Origin of the sequence: Microbispora sp. NPDC046973 (assembly GCF_040644495.1) — a bacterium.
Lineage (GTDB): Bacteria > Actinomycetota > Actinomycetes > Streptosporangiales > Streptosporangiaceae > Microbispora.
On sequence record NZ_JBEYWQ010000005.1, the window covers coordinates 96,530 to 112,445 of the forward strand.

The window sequence follows — 15,916 nt, forward strand, 5'->3', positions numbered from 1 at the left end:
CGTACACGTTCCTTCGGCGCGAGGCGCGGTGGCAGAACCGGTCAGGGTGCGACGACTGATCGATCAGGAAGGGCGGAAGCTGCAGCGGATCGTCCGCGGGGGCAGCACCAATATCCGGCCCGCAGGTCTTGACGATCGCGAGTTGTCGAACGCCCCGGGACCCTCGCTGCGTGATCGAAGCCGCGAGGGCCGGGGCGGCCGTCAGGGTGGGACTACTGCATGTGGGACTACTGCCCTGTGCGCGCGTGCAGGGCTTGGGTGAACCACGTGAACACCGGTGCCAGGCTGGGTGGGACGGGCCATCCGTTGATGACGGCCAGCAGCTGCCAGTAGCGTTCCGCGCGGGGATCGCCGGCGATCTCCAGGCGTGTCAGCAGCCAGCGGCGCAAGTCGGCGTCGTCGGCGCGGCTGAAGGTCTGTGCGTAGCGGGCGGTGAGGGCGTCGACGATGGATGCGGCCTCGACCGAGCCCGGAGCGACGCCGGCATCGAGAGCGCGGCCGACGCTGTCACGAACGGTTTCGGTGAGGTCATGGTGCAAGCCGGTGCGGTCGCCTTGAGCGCGCTCGGCTGCCTGGTACTCCGCCATGCGGCGGACGGCGGCGCGGAAGTCGGGGTCCTGGGTGAGCTCGGCGAGTTCCACCCAGGCGTCTACCTGTTCGGGTTCGGGGTCGTCTGGCAGTTCGGGCATGGTCGAGCGCATCATGTCGACGAAGTCGGCGTTGGCGTCAAGCCCGCCAAAAGTGTCGTCGATGAAGTCGGTGATCAGGCGTCGGCGTTCGTCGTCGGAGAGCTTGGCGAGTTTGTGCATGAGGTCCACTTCCTCGGGGGTGGAGCTCCGTTTGGCTACGGCTCTCAGCACCGCGCGCCGCAGCCGGAGGGTGCGGATCTGCACCTCCAGGGCGTCGGCGTGCGCGGCCGCGACCTCGGGAACCGAGACCTCCCGGTCCAGCACCTGCCGGATGACGGCAAGGTCGAGCCCCAGGTCACGCAGGGTGCGCACGAGGTCCAGTCGCGCGAGCGCGCCGATGTCATAGAGCCGGTAGCCGGCCGGGCTGCGGTCTGTCGGCGGCACGATTCCGGTGTCGGAGTAGAACCGAATGGTCTTGACCGTCAACCCGGTTCGCCGGGCCAGGGCCCCGATCGTGAAGAGCGTGTCGCCGTCCATGCCTGCACTCTCGCGTCTCCCCCTACGGGACACTCAAGCCCAGTCTCCCCGCTGCGCTTCCATCCCGCTGGGTCGCCGATCCACAGGTCTGGCCTGACGGCAGGACAGCCCAGCCGGCGCGTCCGCAGGACGGTCCGGTTTCCGGTCACGCGAGGAGTGCGTGTAGTGGTTGAGCGCCGTGGGCATCTGCTCGTGCCCGAGGAGGCGTGCCACGTCATTCACGCGGACGCCGTCGGATACAAGCGGGGTGGCGTTGTGGATCGCGGGTGATTCCCTAAGGCTCGAAGCCATAGATCGAGGGCGCGGAAGTCTTCGTCGGCGAGTCCCCTGTATGACTCCACGTGGTGGAGGAGAGCCGGACCGCTATGGTGCGCGGAGACCCACTCCCTATCGGCGTCGGTGATCTCGTCGTCGACCCAGGCGAACGGGCGTCCGCCCGCCCAGTTCACCAGAGTCCGGGTCTTCCAGCAGAGCCCGAACCATTGGTCCTCACTCTTGTGCTGGTCGGTTGGCTCCGGCCAGCTCACGAGCGGCAGTCGCGGCAGCCCGATCCGGGGCGCGATCTCGGCATTCGCTTCCTCTTCCCAGGTCGTCGCCCAGACGAGTTCGCAGGGCAGCGCTGCCAGCCGACTCCCCGTCTCGGAGGTAAGCCGCGCCAGGCGCGAGTCCGGCGTAGCAGCACGCGGCGCGCCTTGCGGGTCCTCGCCGAAGGGAAGAAGCGGTCCGTCGACGTCGAGGAAGAGCAGCGGGCGTACGGCATGATCGGTCATGCCGCGCCGACCTCGTCACGTTCGGTGAGTACGCCTCGTTCGAAGCGGGCTCCGTCATGCACGAGAACCACCAGGGCAGGTGCGTTGACCGCGCACCAGCGGGCCTGGGCGAAGGCGGCGATGCAGGCGTCCACCTCGGCCTGCGGGGCGGCCGCCGGCTTGCGGCGGGTGCCTTCGCGGACGAGATCTATCAGCGGGGCCGAGCCGGTCGCCGGGCGGCTGTCGTCAGAGTGGAAATCAGGGACTACGGTGAGCGGCACGGGTGTGCCCTCCCGGCCGGCGCGGCAACGTCGGCCTTGCCGTAACGATCGCGGTGAGGAGTGCGTGCAGCGGCCGGCCGGCACCGGGTGCGCTCAGGGGGCACCTCGCACCGAGGAGGCTCGAAGCCGGTCAGCGGTGATCGCCGAAGGGTCCTGCGCCGATCAGGGCCTTGGCCATGGCCTGTTCCCGGCCCACTCCGTCACGCGGCAGGTCGCCCGGCTCTCCGGTGTCCTTGAAGCCGTGGCGTTCGTACAGGGCGATGGCCTGACGGTTGTCCGGCATCACGGCCAACCGCAACGTTCTGGCCGCCCGATCCAGCATGGCCCACCGCTCGACCTCTGTGATCAACCGGTCTGCCACCCCTTTGCCCCGGGCCGAGGGGCTCACCCAGAGCGAGATCAACATCGCCTCGTCGGCTGTCTCGGTCGGAACGCCGCTGACCATTCCGACCGGACGGCCGTCGATCATGGCGATGACATTGTGGGAACCGGGAATCGCCAGGCGAGCCCGCCAGCGTTCCTCACGGTCGCCCACTCCCTGCCACTCCGACAAGGTGGAGCCGAACGCGTGCGGCGCCTCGGCAAGCGCGACGAGCCGCAGTTCGCGCCAGATCCGCCAGTCGTCCTCGCTCAGGACACGCAATTCGAACATCTCCAGACAGTGACGTACGGACGACCACGGTGCCAACCGAATTATCGGCAGGCGACGAGGCTGTCTCGACGCATACGTGTGGATCGTGCACCCGGAGCCCCGATCCGCGAAAGGGAAGACCTGCTGCCGGTGCTCCAGCCGGGTCGAGTCCGCATTGCTCTCACTCCAGTGCCGCCACGACCTCGGCGGTGGTGCTCACGGTAGCGATGCGCGGGAAGATGTAGTCGAAGGCGAACTCGTGGGCGTGTGCGTCGAGTGCGGTCACCGCGTCCTCGGGGATGATCACCGTGAAGCCGAACTCGTCGGCGAAGCGCGCGGTCTGCTCGACGCCGAAGTTGGTGGCGATCCCGGTGATGATCAGGGTGTCGATGGCGCGCTTGCGCAATGCCTCCTCCAGCCCGGTGTTGTGGAACGCGCCCCAGGTGCGCTTCACGATCTCCAGGTCGCCGGCTACCCCTTCCACCAGCTCGCTGCCCGGTGGCTGCTCCGCGACGCCCGGCCGTTCGACCCGTACGGCGACGACGAGACCTCCCGCCTTCCGCATCGCCTCGGCCAGAGCGAGGGAGCGGGCGACCACGGCAGATCCGGCATGTGGTGCAGTGGGCTGCTCGACGATGCGCGTCATCAGGTCGACAAGGAGCAATGCGGTGCGGCGAGGATCCAGTTTCTCCACGATCGGCATCATAGGGATCCCGATGCGTTCTGAAGCCTGCGGATCGGGACGGCGGCCCACCGCCCGGCGGCCGATCGCGGTGCCGGCCGGATGGCCACGACAGCCGCCGTACAGAGCCCTTGTCTTCACTTTACTGACCTGTAAGTATTCGGCTATGGAAGAGCGCCTCTTGAGTCCCAGCGGGGAGCGCCTGCTGGAAGTGGCTGCCGAGGTCTACTACGCCGAGGGCATCCGGGCGACCGGCGTCGACACCTTGGTGGAACGGGCCCAGGTGTCCAAGCCGACGCTGTATGCCCAGTTCGGGTCGAAGGAGAACCTGGTAGCCGCTGTGCTCGAACGCCGCAGGCGATCGCGGCAGGCCGCCCTGTCCGCCTTCCTCGCCGGATGTCGAGCCGATGACCCTCGGACGGTGCTGGCGGTCTTCGACTGGCTGGCGCAGGGACACGGGCGCGAAGGGTTCCGGGGCTGCCCGTTCACGAACGCGGCCGTCGAACTGCCCGATCCCGGCCATCCGGCCCGCGCGGTGATCTCCGCCTACAAGGACTGGCTGCGCCGGACGCTGACCGAACTGGCCGAGCGGGCCGGCCTGCACCGGCCCGAGGAGGTGGGGTACGCGTTGTTGCTGCTCATCGATGGTGCCAACGCCCGGGTGGTGGTCGACGACGACCGCCAGGCGATGTTGAGGGCCAAGGCGGCCGCGGCGCGGCTGATCGGGGTGGACGATGCGTGAGATGCCGATCGGGCTGGAGCACGAGTTCACCTTCGAGATCCCGCCTACCAAGATCGTCGCGGCGTTGTACCCCGAGTCGCCGGAGTTCGCGACGATGCCGCCGGTGCTGGCCACGGGATTTCTCGTCGGGCTGCTGGAGTGGACGTGCGTACAGGCGCTGATGCCCTACCTGGACTGGCCGCGCGAGCAGACGGTCGGCACCCACATCGCCGTCAGCCATCAGGCGGCCACGCCGCCCGGTCTGAGCGTCACCTGCCGCGCCCGGCTGAGCGGCGTCGACGGTCGGCGCCTGAGCTTCGAGGTGACCGCCCACGACGGCCACGACCTGATCAGCACCGGAAGCCACGAGCGCGCCCTGATCGACGCGGCCCGCTTCACCCAGCGCGTGCTGAGCAAGGGGGGTTCCGGATGAACGGATCTCCTTGACCCCACCTCCGTCCGTGAGGGATGACGCCGAGCGGTGAGGGATGCGTTACGGCGGATGAACGTGCCCGTGACGACGCGGAAACGACGGCCCCGTACATAACTGTCAACCGACAGAAATCCCCCCAGCGCACGGAGCCACGATGGCCGTCACCGTCCCTTCCTCTCCCCCCACCGACGAGAGCGCCCTGCAGACGTTCGGCTACCGCCAGGAGCTGCATCGCAGCATGGGCAGGTACGCCTCCTTCGCCGCCGGCTTCTCCTTCATCTCCGTGCTGACCACGGTCTTCCAGTTCTTCGCCTTCGGATACGCCTTCGGCGGCCCGGCCTTCTTCTGGACCTGGCCCGTCGTGCTGGCCGGACAGATCCTGGTGGCCCTGTGCTTCGCCGAGCTGGCCGCCCGCTACCCGATCTCCGGCTCCATCTACCAGTGGTCCACCCGGCTCAGCACGGCCGCGTTCGGCTGGTTCGCGGGGTGGATCATGATCCTCGGGCAGATCGTCGTGATCGCCGCCGCGGCGCTCGCCCTGCAGGTCGTGCTGCCGGCGATCTGGCCGGGCTTCCAGCTCGTCGGCGGCGACCCCGCGCCGACCACCGCCACGGGAGCGGCCAACGCCGCGATCCTCGGCCTGGTCCTGCTCGCGCTCACCACCACCGTGAACGTCGTCGACAACCGCGTTCTCGCCCGGGTCAACAGCATCGGCGTCACCGCCGAGATCGTCGGCGCGGTGCTCATCGTCGTGCTGCTGCTCACCCACGCCGAGCACGGTCCCGGCGTCACGTTCAGCACCGGCGGGCAGGGCGGAGCCATCGGCGCGCTGCTGGTCGGCTCGTTCACCGCCGCCTACGTCCTCATCGGGTTCGACAGCGCGGGCGAGCTGAGCGAGGAGACCCGCAGCCCTCGGCGCGTCGCCCCGCGCACCATCCTGACCGCGCTCACGGCGGCCGGGGTGCTCGGGGGGCTCATCCTGTTCGCCGGTCTGCTCGCCGCCCCCAGCCTGACCGACGGGAGGCTGGCCGTCGAGGGCCTGTCCTACGTGCTCACCAGCAGCCTGGGCGACTGGGTGGGCAAGCTGCTGCTGGCCGACGTCGTGCTGGCCATCACCGTGGCGACCATGGCGATCCAGACCGCCGCCACCAGGATGTTGTTCTCCATGGCCCGCGACGGGGCGATGCCCTTGTCGGGCGCGCTGTCCAGGGTCTCGCCCCGCACCGGGATGCCGACCGGGCCCGCGCTGGTCACCGGAGTGGCCGCGGCGGCCATCCTGCTGCTCAACTTCGCCTCACCCGAGGCGTTCCTGGCCATCGGCACCACCTGCATCGTGCTGCTCTACCTGGCGTACGCGATGGTGACGGGCCCCCTGCTGCTCCAGCGCGTACGCGGCGGCTGGCGGGGCGGCGCGCCGGCCGGGTTCGCCGAGGACGGCAGCCGGCTGTTCAGCATGGGCCGCTGGGGCCTGCCGGTCAACGCGCTGGCCTTCTGCTACGGCCTGGCGATGATGGTCAACCTGGCCTGGCCGAGGGCCGAGGTGTACGCCCCGATCACCGGCCACTGGTTCTTCCAGTGGTTCACCCTGCTCTTCCTGGCGGCGGTCGTGGCCCTGGGCGCGCTCTACCGGCGGCTACGCCGGCCCGTGGCCCGCCTCGCGCAGGTCGGGCAGATCCCGGTCGGGAACACCGGCCAGGCGTAGCGCCGCGTCGGCGGTGGCGGCCGCCAGCGTCTCCAGGACGTCGGCGGCCATCTCGCCCGGCGCGTCCCTGCGGATCAGGATGACGCCCTCGATCAGCGCGAACAGCAGATCGGTGCGCAGCGCCCGGTCGGTGGGCGTCAACGCGGCGCCGGCGGAGGTGGCCGCCAGCAGCCGCGCGTAGGTGTCCTTGAGCTCGCCGCGCATGCGCCGGAAGGCGGCGAACCGTTCGGTGCGCACCTCGGGCAGGAGGTAGAGCGCGCCCAGGTTGTGCGGGCCCGAGCACAGCAGCCTGGCGTCGCAGTGGCACAGCTCCCACAGCCGCTGTTCCGGCGTGCCGCCGGTCAGGGCGCGGGCGGTCTCCAGCGAGGGCCGTACCGTGCTCTCCAGCAGTTCGGCGAGGATGTCCTCCTTGCCGTCGAAATAGTGGTAGATCGACGCCTGCCTGATCCCGGCCCGTTCGGCCATCGCCCTCGTCGTGGTCGCGGCGTAGCCGTGCGTGGTGAACAACTCGGCGGCCGCCGTCAGGATCTCCTCCCGCGGGCTCAGCTCACTTCGCGGGCGCGCGACGGCACGCGGCCTGCCGACTCGTCGCTCGCTGAAACCGGGGACGGCGGAACGGGCACTCACCCGCACGATCCTCGCACACCTCCACGCGACCTCCTCGACTGTGCGTTTCCGGTAACGGGCGGGAAACGTCGCGGCGCGTGAGGCGAAACATCGGCCGCCTAATTTCTGTCATGCGACAGAAACTCACCCCCCCTGAGGAGAACGCGTCATGGCGACCAGCACGACGTACGGCGCGCGAGAGCACGCCCGAGCCCAGGAAGGCAGCAGAAGCGACACCATGCCGGTGCTTCCGGCCTCGGACTGGCCCGCCCCGCCCGACGGCGTCGACCCCGCCGACCTCGTGTGGGCCGAGACCGTCGCCGGGGGCGGCTACACCCACAGGGTGCTGGCCCGGGGCACCGAACTGCGCCTCACCGACCTGGCCGGCGACGCCTGCGCGCACCTGCTCGTCTACGTGGACGGCCGCCCCTGGGAACGGCTCAACGTCGCCGACACCGTCAAGGTGCTGTGGAACGCCTACCTGGGCGAAGGCCACCTGCTGCTGTCGGACCAGGGCCGCGTGCTGGCATCCGTGGTCGCCGACACCTCGGGCCGCCACGACACCGTGTGCGGGACCTCCACCCTGCGGCGCAACACCGAGCGTTACGGCGACGGCTCCCCGCACGGCCCCGCCCCCGCCGGGCGCGAGCTGTTCACGCTGGCCGCCGCCAAGCACGGGCTCCAGCCGCGGGACCTGCCCCCCTCGATCTCCTTCTTCCAGGGGGTCGTGGTCGGCCCCGACGGCGGCCTGACCTTCACCGGCTCCGCCGGGCCCGGCGCGTCCGTCACCCTGCGCGCCGAAATGCCGCTGACCGTGCTGATCGCCAACACCGCGCACCCCATGGACCCGCGCCCCGCCTTCACCTGCACCCCGCTGGAAGTCCTGGCCTGGCGTGCCCGGCCCACCGGCCCCGACGACCCCCTGTGGCAGGCGAGCCCCGAAGGCCGCCGCGCCTTCCTCAACACCGCCGAGGTGACCCGATGACCGTGCCCGACGTTCCCACGCTCGACGCGCCCGTGGTCGATGTGCCCGTGCTCGATGTGATCGTGCCCGCCCGCGCCCCCTGGTCGGCGGTCATCCGCGCCGGGCAGGAGCTGACCATCACCGACCTCGGCGGCAACCAGGCCGTCGACTGCCTGCTGTACGACGCGCACGACACCGCCGTGCGCTACAGCGCCCCCGACACCATCCAGGCCCAGGGCACCATCTTCCTCACCACCGGCAGCGTGCTGCTGTCCAACGAGCACACCCCGCTGATGACCGTCGTCGCCGACACCTGCGGCCGTCACGACACCGTCGGCGGCGCCTGCTCCAAGGAGTCCAACACGCTGCGCTACGGACACCACACCTACTCCCAGCACGCCTGCGTGGAGAACTTCCTCATCGAGGGCAGCCGCCACGGGCTCGGCAAACGCGACCTGGTCAGCAACATCAACTGGTTCATGAACGTCCCGGTCGAACCCGACGGCACGCTCGGCATCGTGGACGGCATCTCCGCCCCCGGCCTCGCCGTCACCCTGCGCGCCGAGACCGACGTGCTGGTCCTGGTCTCCAACTGCCCGCAGATCAACAACCCGTGCAACGGCTTCGACCCCACCCCCGTCCGGATGACGGTCCGATGAACACCCTCCTCATCGCCAACCGGGGCGAGATCGCCGTCCGCGTCATCGCCACCGCCCGCCGCCTGGGCCTGCGCACGGTCGCCGTCTACTCCGACGCCGACCGGGGCGCCGCCCACGTCCGCCTGGCCGACCACGCCGTACGGCTCGGCCCCGCCCCCGCCCGTGAGAGCTACCTGGACACCGACCGGGTGCTCCAGGCCGCATTGGACAGCGGCGCCGACGCCGTCCACCCCGGCTACGGCTTCCTGTCCGAAGACGCCGCCTTCGCGCGCCGGGTCGAAGCCGCCGGGCTGGCCTTCGTCGGTCCCACCCCCGGCCAGCTCGACCTGTTCGGCGCCAAGCACACCGCCCGCGCCGCCGCCGAGCGGGCCGGCGTGCCCCTGCTCCCGGGCACCGGCCTGCTCCCCGACCTGGACGCGGCCCTGAGCGCCGCGCGGGACATCGGCTACCCGGTCATGCTCAAGGCCACCGGCGGAGGCGGCGGCATCGGCATGCGCGCCTGCCGCGACGCCGGTGAACTGGCCCAGGCGTGGGAGAGCGTCCAGCGCACGGCCGCCGCCAGCTTCGCCTCGGCCGGGCTGTTCCTGGAACGCCTGGTCGAGGGCGGCCGGCACGTCGAGGTCCAGGTGTTCGGCGACGGCATGGGCAACGTCGTCACGTTCGGCGACCGCGACTGCTCGCTGCAGCGGCGTCACCAGAAGGTGCTGGAGGAGGCTCCCGCCCCCGGCCTGCCGCCGCTGGTCCGGGCCAGGCTGGCCGAGAGCGCCGCCGGCCTGTGCGCCTCCGTGCGCTACCGATCGGCGGGCACCGTCGAGTTCATCTACGACCCGGCGCGCGCCGAGCCGTACTTCCTGGAGGTCAACACCCGGCTGCAGGTCGAGCACCCCGTCACCGAGGCGATCTACGGGGTCGACCTGGTCGAGTGGATGCTGCGCCTGGCCCAGGGCGACGTGAGCCACGTGCACGCCGCCCTGCGGAACCCGCCCGCCGCCACCGGCCACGCCGTCGAGGCGCGGGTGTACGCCGAGGATCCGAGCCGCGACCACCGGCCCAGCGCGGGCCTGCTCACCCGCGTGTCCTTCCCCGCGGGCGTGCGGGTCGACGGCTGGGTGGAGACGGGCACCCAGGTCAGCAGCGCCTACGACCCGCTGCTCGCCAAGGTCGTCGCGCACGGCGCCGACCGGGACCAGGCCCTCGACCGGTTGGCCGCGGCGCTGGCCGAGACCCGAATCGACGGCGTCGAGACGAACCTCGGGCTGCTGCGCGCCGCCGTGGGGGATCCCTCCGTGCGGGCGGCCACACACGGCACCGCCACCCTGGCCGGGCTCACCGACGGCTCCCGCCGCATCGAGGTGGTGCGGCCCGGCACTCTCACCACCGTCCAGGACTGGCCGGGACGGACCGGCTACTGGCAGGTGGGCGTCCCGCCGTCGGGACCGATGGACGACCGCTCCTTCAGGTACGGCAACACCGCCCTGGGCAACGATCCCGGCGCACCCGGGCTGGAGTGCACGCTGCGCGGCCCGGCGCTGCGCTTCAGCCACGCCACCACCGTCTACGTCACCGGCGCTCCCGCGCCCGTCACCGTGGACGGCACGCCCGTCCCGCAGTGGGAGCCGGTCACCGTGCCCGCCGGCGGCGTGCTGGACATCGGCGCCGCCGAAGGGCCGGGACTGCGCGTCTACCTGCTCATCGCGGGCGGGTTCGACGTTCCCGCCTACCTGGGCAGCGCCGCGACGTTCACGCTCGGCGGGTTCGGCGGCCACGGCGGACGAGCCCTGCGCGCCGGTGACGTCCTGCACGGGGGACACCTCAAGGACGGGGGACATCTGGCGGAGGGCGGCGCGGAGACAGGGGAGCGGCCCGAGTTCTCGCGCGCCTGGCGGATCGGCGTGGTCGAGGGCCCGCACGCCAACCCCGAGTTCTTCACCGACGACGACATCCGCGACTTCTACGCCGCCCAATGGAAGGTCCACCACAACTCCGCCCGCACCGGCGTCCGCCTGATCGGCCCCAAACCGCGCTGGGCACGCCTCGACGGAGGCGAGGCGGGACTGCACCCGTCCAACATCCACGACACCCCCTACTCGGTGGGCGCCGTCGACTACACCGGTGACATGCCGGTCGTGCTCGGCCCCGACGGTCCCTCGCTCGGCGGGTTCGTCTGCCCGGCCACCGTCGTCACCTCCGAACGCTGGAAACTCGGCCAGCTCCGGCCCGGAGACACCGTCACCTTCGTCCCCGTGCCCCCCGCGATCGGCGTCCCCGGCGACGGCGGCGTGCTCCACCGCCTCCCCGAGACCGCTGACCGGCCCCGCGTCACCTACCGGCGCAGCGGGGACGACAACATCCTCGTCGAGTACGGGCCGATGGAGCTCGACCTGGGCCTGCGCATGCGCGTGCACGCCCTGTCGGAGGCGCTGTCGGAGGCGCTCGCCGCCCGGGACCTGCCCGGCGTCGTCGACCTCACCCCCGGCATCCGTTCGCTCCAGGTCCATCTCGACCCGGCCGTGCTCTCCCAGCGCGACCTGCTGGCCGAACTGCTCCGCATCGAGGCCGGCCTGCCGCCGACCGGAGAGCTGGAGGTGCCCAGCCGCGTCGTCCACCTGCCCCTGTCCTGGGACGACCCTGCCACCAGGGAGGCCATCGCCCGCTACATGGCGGGAGTGCGCGACGACGCGCCCTGGTGCCCGTCGAACATCGAGTTCATCCGCCGGGTGAACGGGCTTGAGGAGGTGGCCGACGTCCACCGCATCGTCTTCGACGCCGAGTACCTCGTCCTCGGGCTCGGCGACGTCTATCTCGGCGCTCCCGTGGCCACCCCGCTCGACCCCCGGCACCGTCTGGTCACCACCAAGTACAACCCCGCCCGCACCTGGACCGCGGAGAACTCCGTCGGCATCGGCGGCGCCTACCTGTGCGTCTACGGCATGGAAGGACCCGGCGGCTACCAGTTCGTGGGCCGTACGACGCAGGTGTGGTCGAGCTGGCAGCAGCGCGGCGCGTTCCAGCCCGGATCCCCCTGGCTGCTGCGCTTCTTCGACCGCATCCGCTGGTATCCGGTGACGGCGGAGGAGCTGCTCGAACTGCGCGCCGACCTGGCGGCGGGGCGCCTCGAACCCAAGATCGAAGAAGGGGTCTTCCGGCTCGCCGACTACCGCCGCTTCCTGGCCGAGCACGCCGGCTCCATCGCGGCCTTCCGCGAACGGCAGGCCGCCGCCTTCGCCGCCGAACGCGCGGCCTGGCAGGCGTCGGGCGAGTTCGACCGGGGGGAGCAGCCCCAGAGCCCCGCCGAGACCGAGCTGGAGGTCCCACCCGGCTGCCAGGTGGTGGAAGCGGAGTTCGCGGCGAGCGTCTGGCAGATCAGCGTCACGCCCGGCCGGCGGATCGCCGCGGGCCAGCCGCTGATCGTCCTGGAGGCGATGAAGATGGAGTCCGCCGTCCCGGCCCCCGCCGACGGCGTGGTCGAACGGGTCCTGGTCGGCCCCGGTGACCAGGTGGAGGCGGGCGCCCCGCTGGTGGTGCTGAGGAGTGATCGTGGCTGAGACGGCACTGGAACGCGTCCGCAGGGCCTACGCCCGGATCGCCGAGGCGGACCGTCCGGAGATCTGGATCGACCTGCGGCCGCAGGCCGAGGTGGAGGCCGAGGCCGCAGCCGTGGACGCCCGGGTGACGGGCGGCGAACACCTCCCTCTCGCGGGCCGCCTGCTGGCCGTCAAAGGCAACATCGACGTGGCCGGACTGCCGACCACCGCCGGCTGCCCCTCCTACGCCTACCATCCGGATGCCGACGCCCCCGCCGTGGCCCGGCTCCGCGCGGCCGGCGCGATCGTGCTCGGCACGACCAACCTGGATCAGTTCGCCACGGGGCTGGTCGGCACCCGCAGCCCCTACGGCGCGGTGCGCGCCGCCACCGACCCGGCCCGGATCTCCGGAGGATCCAGCTCAGGCTCGGCGGTCGCCGTCGCGCTCGGCCTGGCCGACCTCGCGCTCGGCACCGACACCGCGGGCTCGGGCCGGGTCCCCGCCGCCTTCAACGGCATCGTCGGGCTCAAGCCCACTTATGGTCTGATCCCCACCGAAGGCGTGGTCCCGGCCTGCCGGAGCCTGGACTGCGTCAGCGTCTTCGCCCGCACGCTCCCCGAGGCCCAGCAGGCCTTGGCGGTCATGGCCGCCCCTTCCGCGCGGCCCGCTGCCCGCCCGGCCCGCCGCCCGGGGCCCTGGCGGGTGGCCGTGCCCGCCACGGCCGGCCTCGGCACGCTCGCCCCTGGCTGGGCCGAGGCGTTCGAGGCCACGGCCGGCAGGCTGGCCTCGGCAGGCGTGGAGACCCGCCCGATCGACCCCGCCCCCTTCCTGGAGGCCGCCGCGCTGCTCTACCAGGGGGCCTTCGTCGCCGAGCGGTACACCGCCGTCGGCGCGTTCGTCGAGAAGGGTGGTCCAGACCTGGATCCCGTCGTCGCCTCCATCATCACCGCGGCCCGCGACCTGCCCGCCCACCGCCTGTTCGCCGACAGGGAACGGCTCACGGCACTGCGCGAGCGGGCCCTGTCCCTGCTCGGCGACCGCGACGCCCTGCTCCTGCCGGTCACCCCCCGCCACCCCACCCTGACGCAGGTCGCGGCCGACCCCATCGGCGTCAACAGCGACCTCGGCCGCTTCACCAACTTCGTCAACCTCTTCGACATGTGCGCACTGGCGGTACCCGCCGGTCAGGTGGACGGGCTGCCGTACGGGGTCATGCTGGTCGGCCGCGCCCACGCCGACGACGACCTGGCCGCGATCGCCCGGCTGCTCCGGCCGGCCGTCCGCCTGGCCGTGGTGGGCGCGCACCTGTCAGGACAACCGCTCAACCACGAGCTCACCACGCGCGGCGCCCGCCTGCTGGCCACCACCAGGACCGCCGCGCGCTACCGGCTGCACGCCCTGACCACCGACCCGCCCAAGCCCGGGCTCGTCCGGGTTCCGGAGAACGGCGCGGCCATCGAGTGCGAGGTGTGGGAACTTCCCGCCGAAGGGCTGGGCGACCTGCTCGCGGCCCTTCCCCGCCCGATGGCGCTGGGGCGGGTCGAACTGGCCGACGGCACGAACGCGCCCGGCTTCCTGTGCGCGCCGGAAGGGCTGCGGGGCGCGGCCGACATCACCTCGCACGGGGGGTGGCGCGCCTACCTGCGATCCCTGGAGGACCATACGACTGGTTCCCTGTCGCGTCTTGAGTGGGCTGCGGATGCCGGGGGAGCGGGACGGCCCAGGGTTCCTCCTCCAGCAGGAGTCCGTTCGCCAGGTAGCTGATGGTCCGGTACCAACCGGCCAGGACGAGGAATTCGAGCAACTGCTCGTCCTCGTAGTGGACGCGCAGGGCGTCCCAGGCGGGCTGCGACAGCCGCGCGGTCTCGTGCAGTTCGTCGACCGCGTTCAGCAGTGCCGTCTGACGCGGCGGCCAGGAGCCGTCGACCTCCGGGGCGGCGGTCGCCCGCAGCCGCTCGAGGCTGAGCCCGGCCTGCTGGGCGAGGGTCGCCGCGTGCACACCCCATTCGTAGCCGCAGCCGGCGCGAGCGGTCACCCGGGCGATGACGAGCTCCCGGTCGGCGGCGGGCAGGAGCCCGTGCCCCAGCAGCCCGGCTCCCAGGGGGAACATCCGCGACGCCAGCTCCTGGTTGCGCTGCAGGACACGGAACAGCCGGAGCGGCTCGTACGGCACGCCGGGCGGCATCCAGCGGCGGAGCGCCTGACCGACGGAGGGGGGATAGGGCGGGACGAGCGGTTCGATTCGCGACATGGCGCACTCCTGCTTCGATTTTCGAACCACTATGATGCTTCGATAAGCGAAGCGCAAGGGAGCGGGCATGGCAGCAAGGGCGCCCCGGCCGGGTGTGCCGGTGCGGGGATCGGAGTCCGGCCGTCCGGTGATGGCCGCGCTCGACCTGCTCGGACGGCGCTGGACGATGCGCATCCTGTGGGAGCTGAGCCAGGCCCCCGCGGGCTTCCGGGAACTGCAGCGCCGCTGCGAACGCATGTCGTCCAGCGTGCTCAGCACCCGGCTCGACGAACTGACCGCCGCCCGCCTGACCGCGCTGCACGACGACGGCTACCGGCTCACGGCCCTCGGCCGGGACCTCGTCGAGGCGCTCGCGCCACTCACCGCCTGGAGCCGCCGCTGGGCCGAAGAGGTGGGCGAGGCGCCCGCGGAGTGATTCGGGCCGGCCGCGTCAGCCGGCGCGGTCGAGGCGGGCGGCGTCGTCGTACGACTCGCGGGCGTCGAGCAGCTCGTCCCAGTGCTCCGCCGCCCAGGCGCAGGCGACCGCCAGCGGTTCGAGCATGCTGCGGCCGAGCGGAGTCAGCTCGTACTCGACATGCGGGGTGGCCTCGGCGTAGACGGTGCGCTTGACCAGGCCGTCCCGTTCGAGGGACCGCAGCGACTGGGTGAGGACCTTGGGCGTGACGCGGTTCAGCGGGACGCGTAGCTCGGAGAACCGGCGCGGCCCGTGTTCCAGGCAGCGGATGATGAGCGGCGCCCACTTGTCACCGAATCGGATCGGATTGAGCGAGGACGGACACAGCTCGTCGAACATGTCGGCGGGCAGGGGTTCCCTCATGGCCTCACGATAACCGGTATCCCGGCGGTAACCGCGGCTCCGGATAGCGTCCGGGCATCGGCCGGGCACACGGGCTCCGGCCCTGGTGAGAGGTGATTCGCCATGAACATCGTGGTTTTCGGAGCAGGTGGCCGGGCCGGGCGGCAGGCGGTCGCGGAGGCGCGCAGGCGCGGCCACCAGGTCACCGCCGTGGTGCGCGACCCCGCAGGCCACGGCGACCTGGGCGACGTGCGGGTGGTGGCGGGCGACGTCACGGACCCGGTGAGCGTCGAGCGCGCGGCCGCCGGGCATGACGCCGCCATCAGCGCCGCGGCGGACCTGTCCGCGTCACCGCACGAGTTCTTCACCGCGTCGGCCCGCGCCCTGTCCACCGGCCTGGCCAAGGCGGGCGTGTCCCGCCTGGTGGTGGTCGGTCTCGCGTCGGTCCTGCCCGGGGCCTCCGGCGCTCTCCTGATGGACGAGCCCGGCTATCCCAATGAGTATCGCGCCTTCTACCTGGGCCACGCCGCAGGCCTCGACGAGCTTCGGACCTGCGACCTGGACTGGGCGTACGTGGCGCCCGCGGGCGACTTCGACCATGACGGCACGCGCGCCGGCCGGTATCAGCTCGCCGATCACGGCGACCCGGCCAGCCGGATCACGTACGCGGACTTCGCGATCGCGCTGCTCGACGAGGTCGAGGCACCCCGCCACCATCGCGCCGCCGTCAGCATCCGGGAGGCGTGACGC

General features: G+C 71.9%; 16 protein-coding genes and 1 pseudogene. 9 read left to right on the forward strand and 8 right to left on the reverse strand.

Annotated elements, in window-relative coordinates:
- Positions 1 to 227: 227 nt before the first annotated feature.
- The 5 genes from ABZ860_RS12790 to ABZ860_RS12810 all read right to left on the reverse strand — a co-directional run bounded on the left by ABZ860_RS12790 (position 228) and on the right by ABZ860_RS12810 (position 3,521).
- Positions 228 to 1,166, reverse strand: coding sequence for a MerR family transcriptional regulator (locus tag ABZ860_RS12790; RefSeq protein ID WP_357219074.1), 939 nt, complete (start codon positions 1,164 to 1,166; stop codon positions 228 to 230).
- A 218-nt stretch (positions 1,167 to 1,384) separates the two neighbouring features.
- The gene (locus ABZ860_RS12795) at positions 1,385 to 1,936 is read right to left on the reverse strand and encodes an HAD domain-containing protein (RefSeq protein ID WP_357219077.1); all 552 of its coding nucleotides are present in this window, start codon (positions 1,934 to 1,936) and stop codon (positions 1,385 to 1,387) included.
- Positions 1,933 to 2,196: a hypothetical protein gene (locus ABZ860_RS12800; protein ID WP_357219699.1), complete on the reverse strand. Its 264-nt coding sequence runs from the start codon at positions 2,194 to 2,196 to the stop codon at positions 1,933 to 1,935. The genes ABZ860_RS12795 and ABZ860_RS12800 overlap by 4 nt, the downstream gene beginning before the upstream one ends.
- A gap of 130 nt (positions 2,197 to 2,326) precedes the next feature.
- Positions 2,327 to 2,884 carry a GNAT family N-acetyltransferase gene (locus ABZ860_RS12805; RefSeq protein ID WP_357219080.1) on the reverse strand — a complete coding sequence of 186 codons (558 nt, stop codon included), beginning with the start codon at positions 2,882 to 2,884 and terminating at the stop codon, positions 2,327 to 2,329.
- A 124-nt stretch (positions 2,885 to 3,008) separates the two neighbouring features.
- Positions 3,009 to 3,521, reverse strand: a complete 513-nt coding sequence (locus ABZ860_RS12810) for an isochorismatase family protein (RefSeq protein ID WP_357219083.1) — start codon at positions 3,519 to 3,521, stop codon at positions 3,009 to 3,011.
- A gap of 154 nt (positions 3,522 to 3,675) precedes the next feature.
- Here ABZ860_RS12810 and ABZ860_RS12815 point away from each other — a divergent pair, with 154 nt between their 5' ends.
- From ABZ860_RS12815 to ABZ860_RS12825, 3 genes are all read left to right on the forward strand, one after another.
- Positions 3,676 to 4,251 (forward strand): helix-turn-helix domain-containing protein, encoded by a 576-nt coding sequence (locus ABZ860_RS12815; RefSeq protein WP_357219086.1) that lies wholly within the window; start codon positions 3,676 to 3,678, stop codon positions 4,249 to 4,251.
- Positions 4,244 to 4,663, forward strand: a complete 420-nt coding sequence (locus tag ABZ860_RS12820) for a thioesterase family protein (protein WP_357219089.1) — start codon at positions 4,244 to 4,246, stop codon at positions 4,661 to 4,663. Before ABZ860_RS12815 ends, ABZ860_RS12820 begins: the two co-directional genes overlap by 8 nt.
- 154 nt (positions 4,664 to 4,817) lie before the next feature.
- The gene (locus ABZ860_RS12825) at positions 4,818 to 6,365 is read left to right on the forward strand and encodes an amino acid permease (protein ID WP_357219092.1); all 1,548 of its coding nucleotides are present in this window, start codon (positions 4,818 to 4,820) and stop codon (positions 6,363 to 6,365) included.
- On the opposite strand, the gene ABZ860_RS12830 is transcribed toward ABZ860_RS12825, so the two are convergent.
- Positions 6,297 to 6,992, reverse strand: a complete 696-nt coding sequence (locus ABZ860_RS12830) for a helix-turn-helix domain-containing protein (protein WP_357219095.1) — start codon at positions 6,990 to 6,992, stop codon at positions 6,297 to 6,299. The genes ABZ860_RS12825 and ABZ860_RS12830 overlap by 69 nt on opposite strands.
- Before the next feature lie 148 nt (positions 6,993 to 7,140).
- Here ABZ860_RS12830 and ABZ860_RS12835 point away from each other — a divergent pair, with 148 nt between their 5' ends.
- Genes ABZ860_RS12835 through atzF form a run of 4 tightly spaced genes read left to right on the forward strand, consistent with a single transcriptional unit; the run spans position 7,141 to position 13,883 of the window.
- Positions 7,141 to 7,956, forward strand: a complete 816-nt coding sequence (locus ABZ860_RS12835; RefSeq protein ID WP_357219098.1) for an urea amidolyase associated protein UAAP1 — start codon at positions 7,141 to 7,143, stop codon at positions 7,954 to 7,956.
- Entirely contained in the window at positions 7,953 to 8,594 is a 642-nt protein-coding gene (locus ABZ860_RS12840; RefSeq protein WP_357219101.1) for an urea amidolyase associated protein UAAP2, read from the forward strand. The genes ABZ860_RS12835 and ABZ860_RS12840 overlap by 4 nt, the downstream gene beginning before the upstream one ends.
- The gene (locus ABZ860_RS12845) at positions 8,591 to 12,139 is read left to right on the forward strand and encodes a 5-oxoprolinase/urea amidolyase family protein (RefSeq protein ID WP_357219103.1); all 3,549 of its coding nucleotides are present in this window, start codon (positions 8,591 to 8,593) and stop codon (positions 12,137 to 12,139) included. Before ABZ860_RS12840 ends, ABZ860_RS12845 begins: the two co-directional genes overlap by 4 nt.
- Positions 12,132 to 13,883, forward strand: a complete 1,752-nt coding sequence (gene atzF / locus ABZ860_RS12850) for an allophanate hydrolase (RefSeq protein WP_357219105.1) — start codon at positions 12,132 to 12,134, stop codon at positions 13,881 to 13,883. The genes ABZ860_RS12845 and atzF overlap by 8 nt, the downstream gene beginning before the upstream one ends.
- A 124-nt stretch (positions 13,884 to 14,007) precedes the next feature.
- Here the strand turns inward: atzF and ABZ860_RS12855 are convergent.
- A pseudogene (locus ABZ860_RS12855) lies at positions 14,008 to 14,544 on the reverse strand (carboxymuconolactone decarboxylase family protein); the annotation flags it as partial.
- Here ABZ860_RS12855 and ABZ860_RS12860 point away from each other — a divergent pair.
- On the forward strand, positions 14,438 to 14,785 hold the full coding sequence (locus ABZ860_RS12860; RefSeq protein WP_357219108.1) for a helix-turn-helix domain-containing protein: 348 nt from the start codon (positions 14,438 to 14,440) through the stop codon (positions 14,783 to 14,785). The pseudogene ABZ860_RS12855 and the gene ABZ860_RS12860 overlap by 107 nt on opposite strands.
- Positions 14,786 to 14,800: 15 nt before the next feature.
- Here ABZ860_RS12860 and ABZ860_RS12865 read toward each other — a convergent pair whose 3' ends face one another.
- A complete protein-coding gene (locus ABZ860_RS12865) occupies positions 14,801 to 15,187 on the reverse strand; it encodes a helix-turn-helix domain-containing protein (RefSeq protein WP_142563501.1) in 387 nt (128 codons plus the stop codon).
- 102 nt (positions 15,188 to 15,289) lie between these two features.
- Here ABZ860_RS12865 and ABZ860_RS12870 point away from each other — a divergent pair, with 102 nt between their 5' ends.
- Positions 15,290 to 15,913 carry an NAD(P)H-binding protein gene (locus ABZ860_RS12870; RefSeq protein ID WP_357219111.1) on the forward strand — a complete coding sequence of 208 codons (624 nt, stop codon included), beginning with the start codon at positions 15,290 to 15,292 and terminating at the stop codon, positions 15,911 to 15,913.
- Positions 15,914 to 15,916 lie beyond the last annotated feature (3 nt).

Coding starts and splice junctions, on each gene's coding strand:
- ABZ860_RS12815 (WP_357219086.1), top strand. CDS start 3,676: ATGGAAGAGCGCCTCTTGAGTCCCAGCGGGGAGCGCCTGCTGGAAGTG.
- ABZ860_RS12870 (WP_357219111.1), top strand. CDS start 15,290: ATGAACATCGTGGTTTTCGGAGCAGGTGGCCGGGCCGGGCGGCAGGCG.
- ABZ860_RS12835 (WP_357219098.1), top strand. CDS start 7,141: ATGGCGACCAGCACGACGTACGGCGCGCGAGAGCACGCCCGAGCCCAG.
- ABZ860_RS12860 (WP_357219108.1), top strand. CDS start 14,438: ATGGCAGCAAGGGCGCCCCGGCCGGGTGTGCCGGTGCGGGGATCGGAG.
- ABZ860_RS12820 (WP_357219089.1), top strand. CDS start 4,244: ATGCGTGAGATGCCGATCGGGCTGGAGCACGAGTTCACCTTCGAGATC.
- ABZ860_RS12845 (WP_357219103.1), top strand. CDS start 8,591: ATGAACACCCTCCTCATCGCCAACCGGGGCGAGATCGCCGTCCGCGTC.
- ABZ860_RS12790 (WP_357219074.1), bottom strand. CDS start 1,166: ATGGACGGCGACACGCTCTTCACGATCGGGGCCCTGGCCCGGCGAACC.
- ABZ860_RS12865 (WP_142563501.1), bottom strand. CDS start 15,187: ATGAGGGAACCCCTGCCCGCCGACATGTTCGACGAGCTGTGTCCGTCC.
- ABZ860_RS12840 (WP_357219101.1), top strand. CDS start 7,953: ATGACCGTGCCCGACGTTCCCACGCTCGACGCGCCCGTGGTCGATGTG.
- ABZ860_RS12825 (WP_357219092.1), top strand. CDS start 4,818: ATGGCCGTCACCGTCCCTTCCTCTCCCCCCACCGACGAGAGCGCCCTG.
- ABZ860_RS12795 (WP_357219077.1), bottom strand. CDS start 1,936: ATGACCGATCATGCCGTACGCCCGCTGCTCTTCCTCGACGTCGACGGA.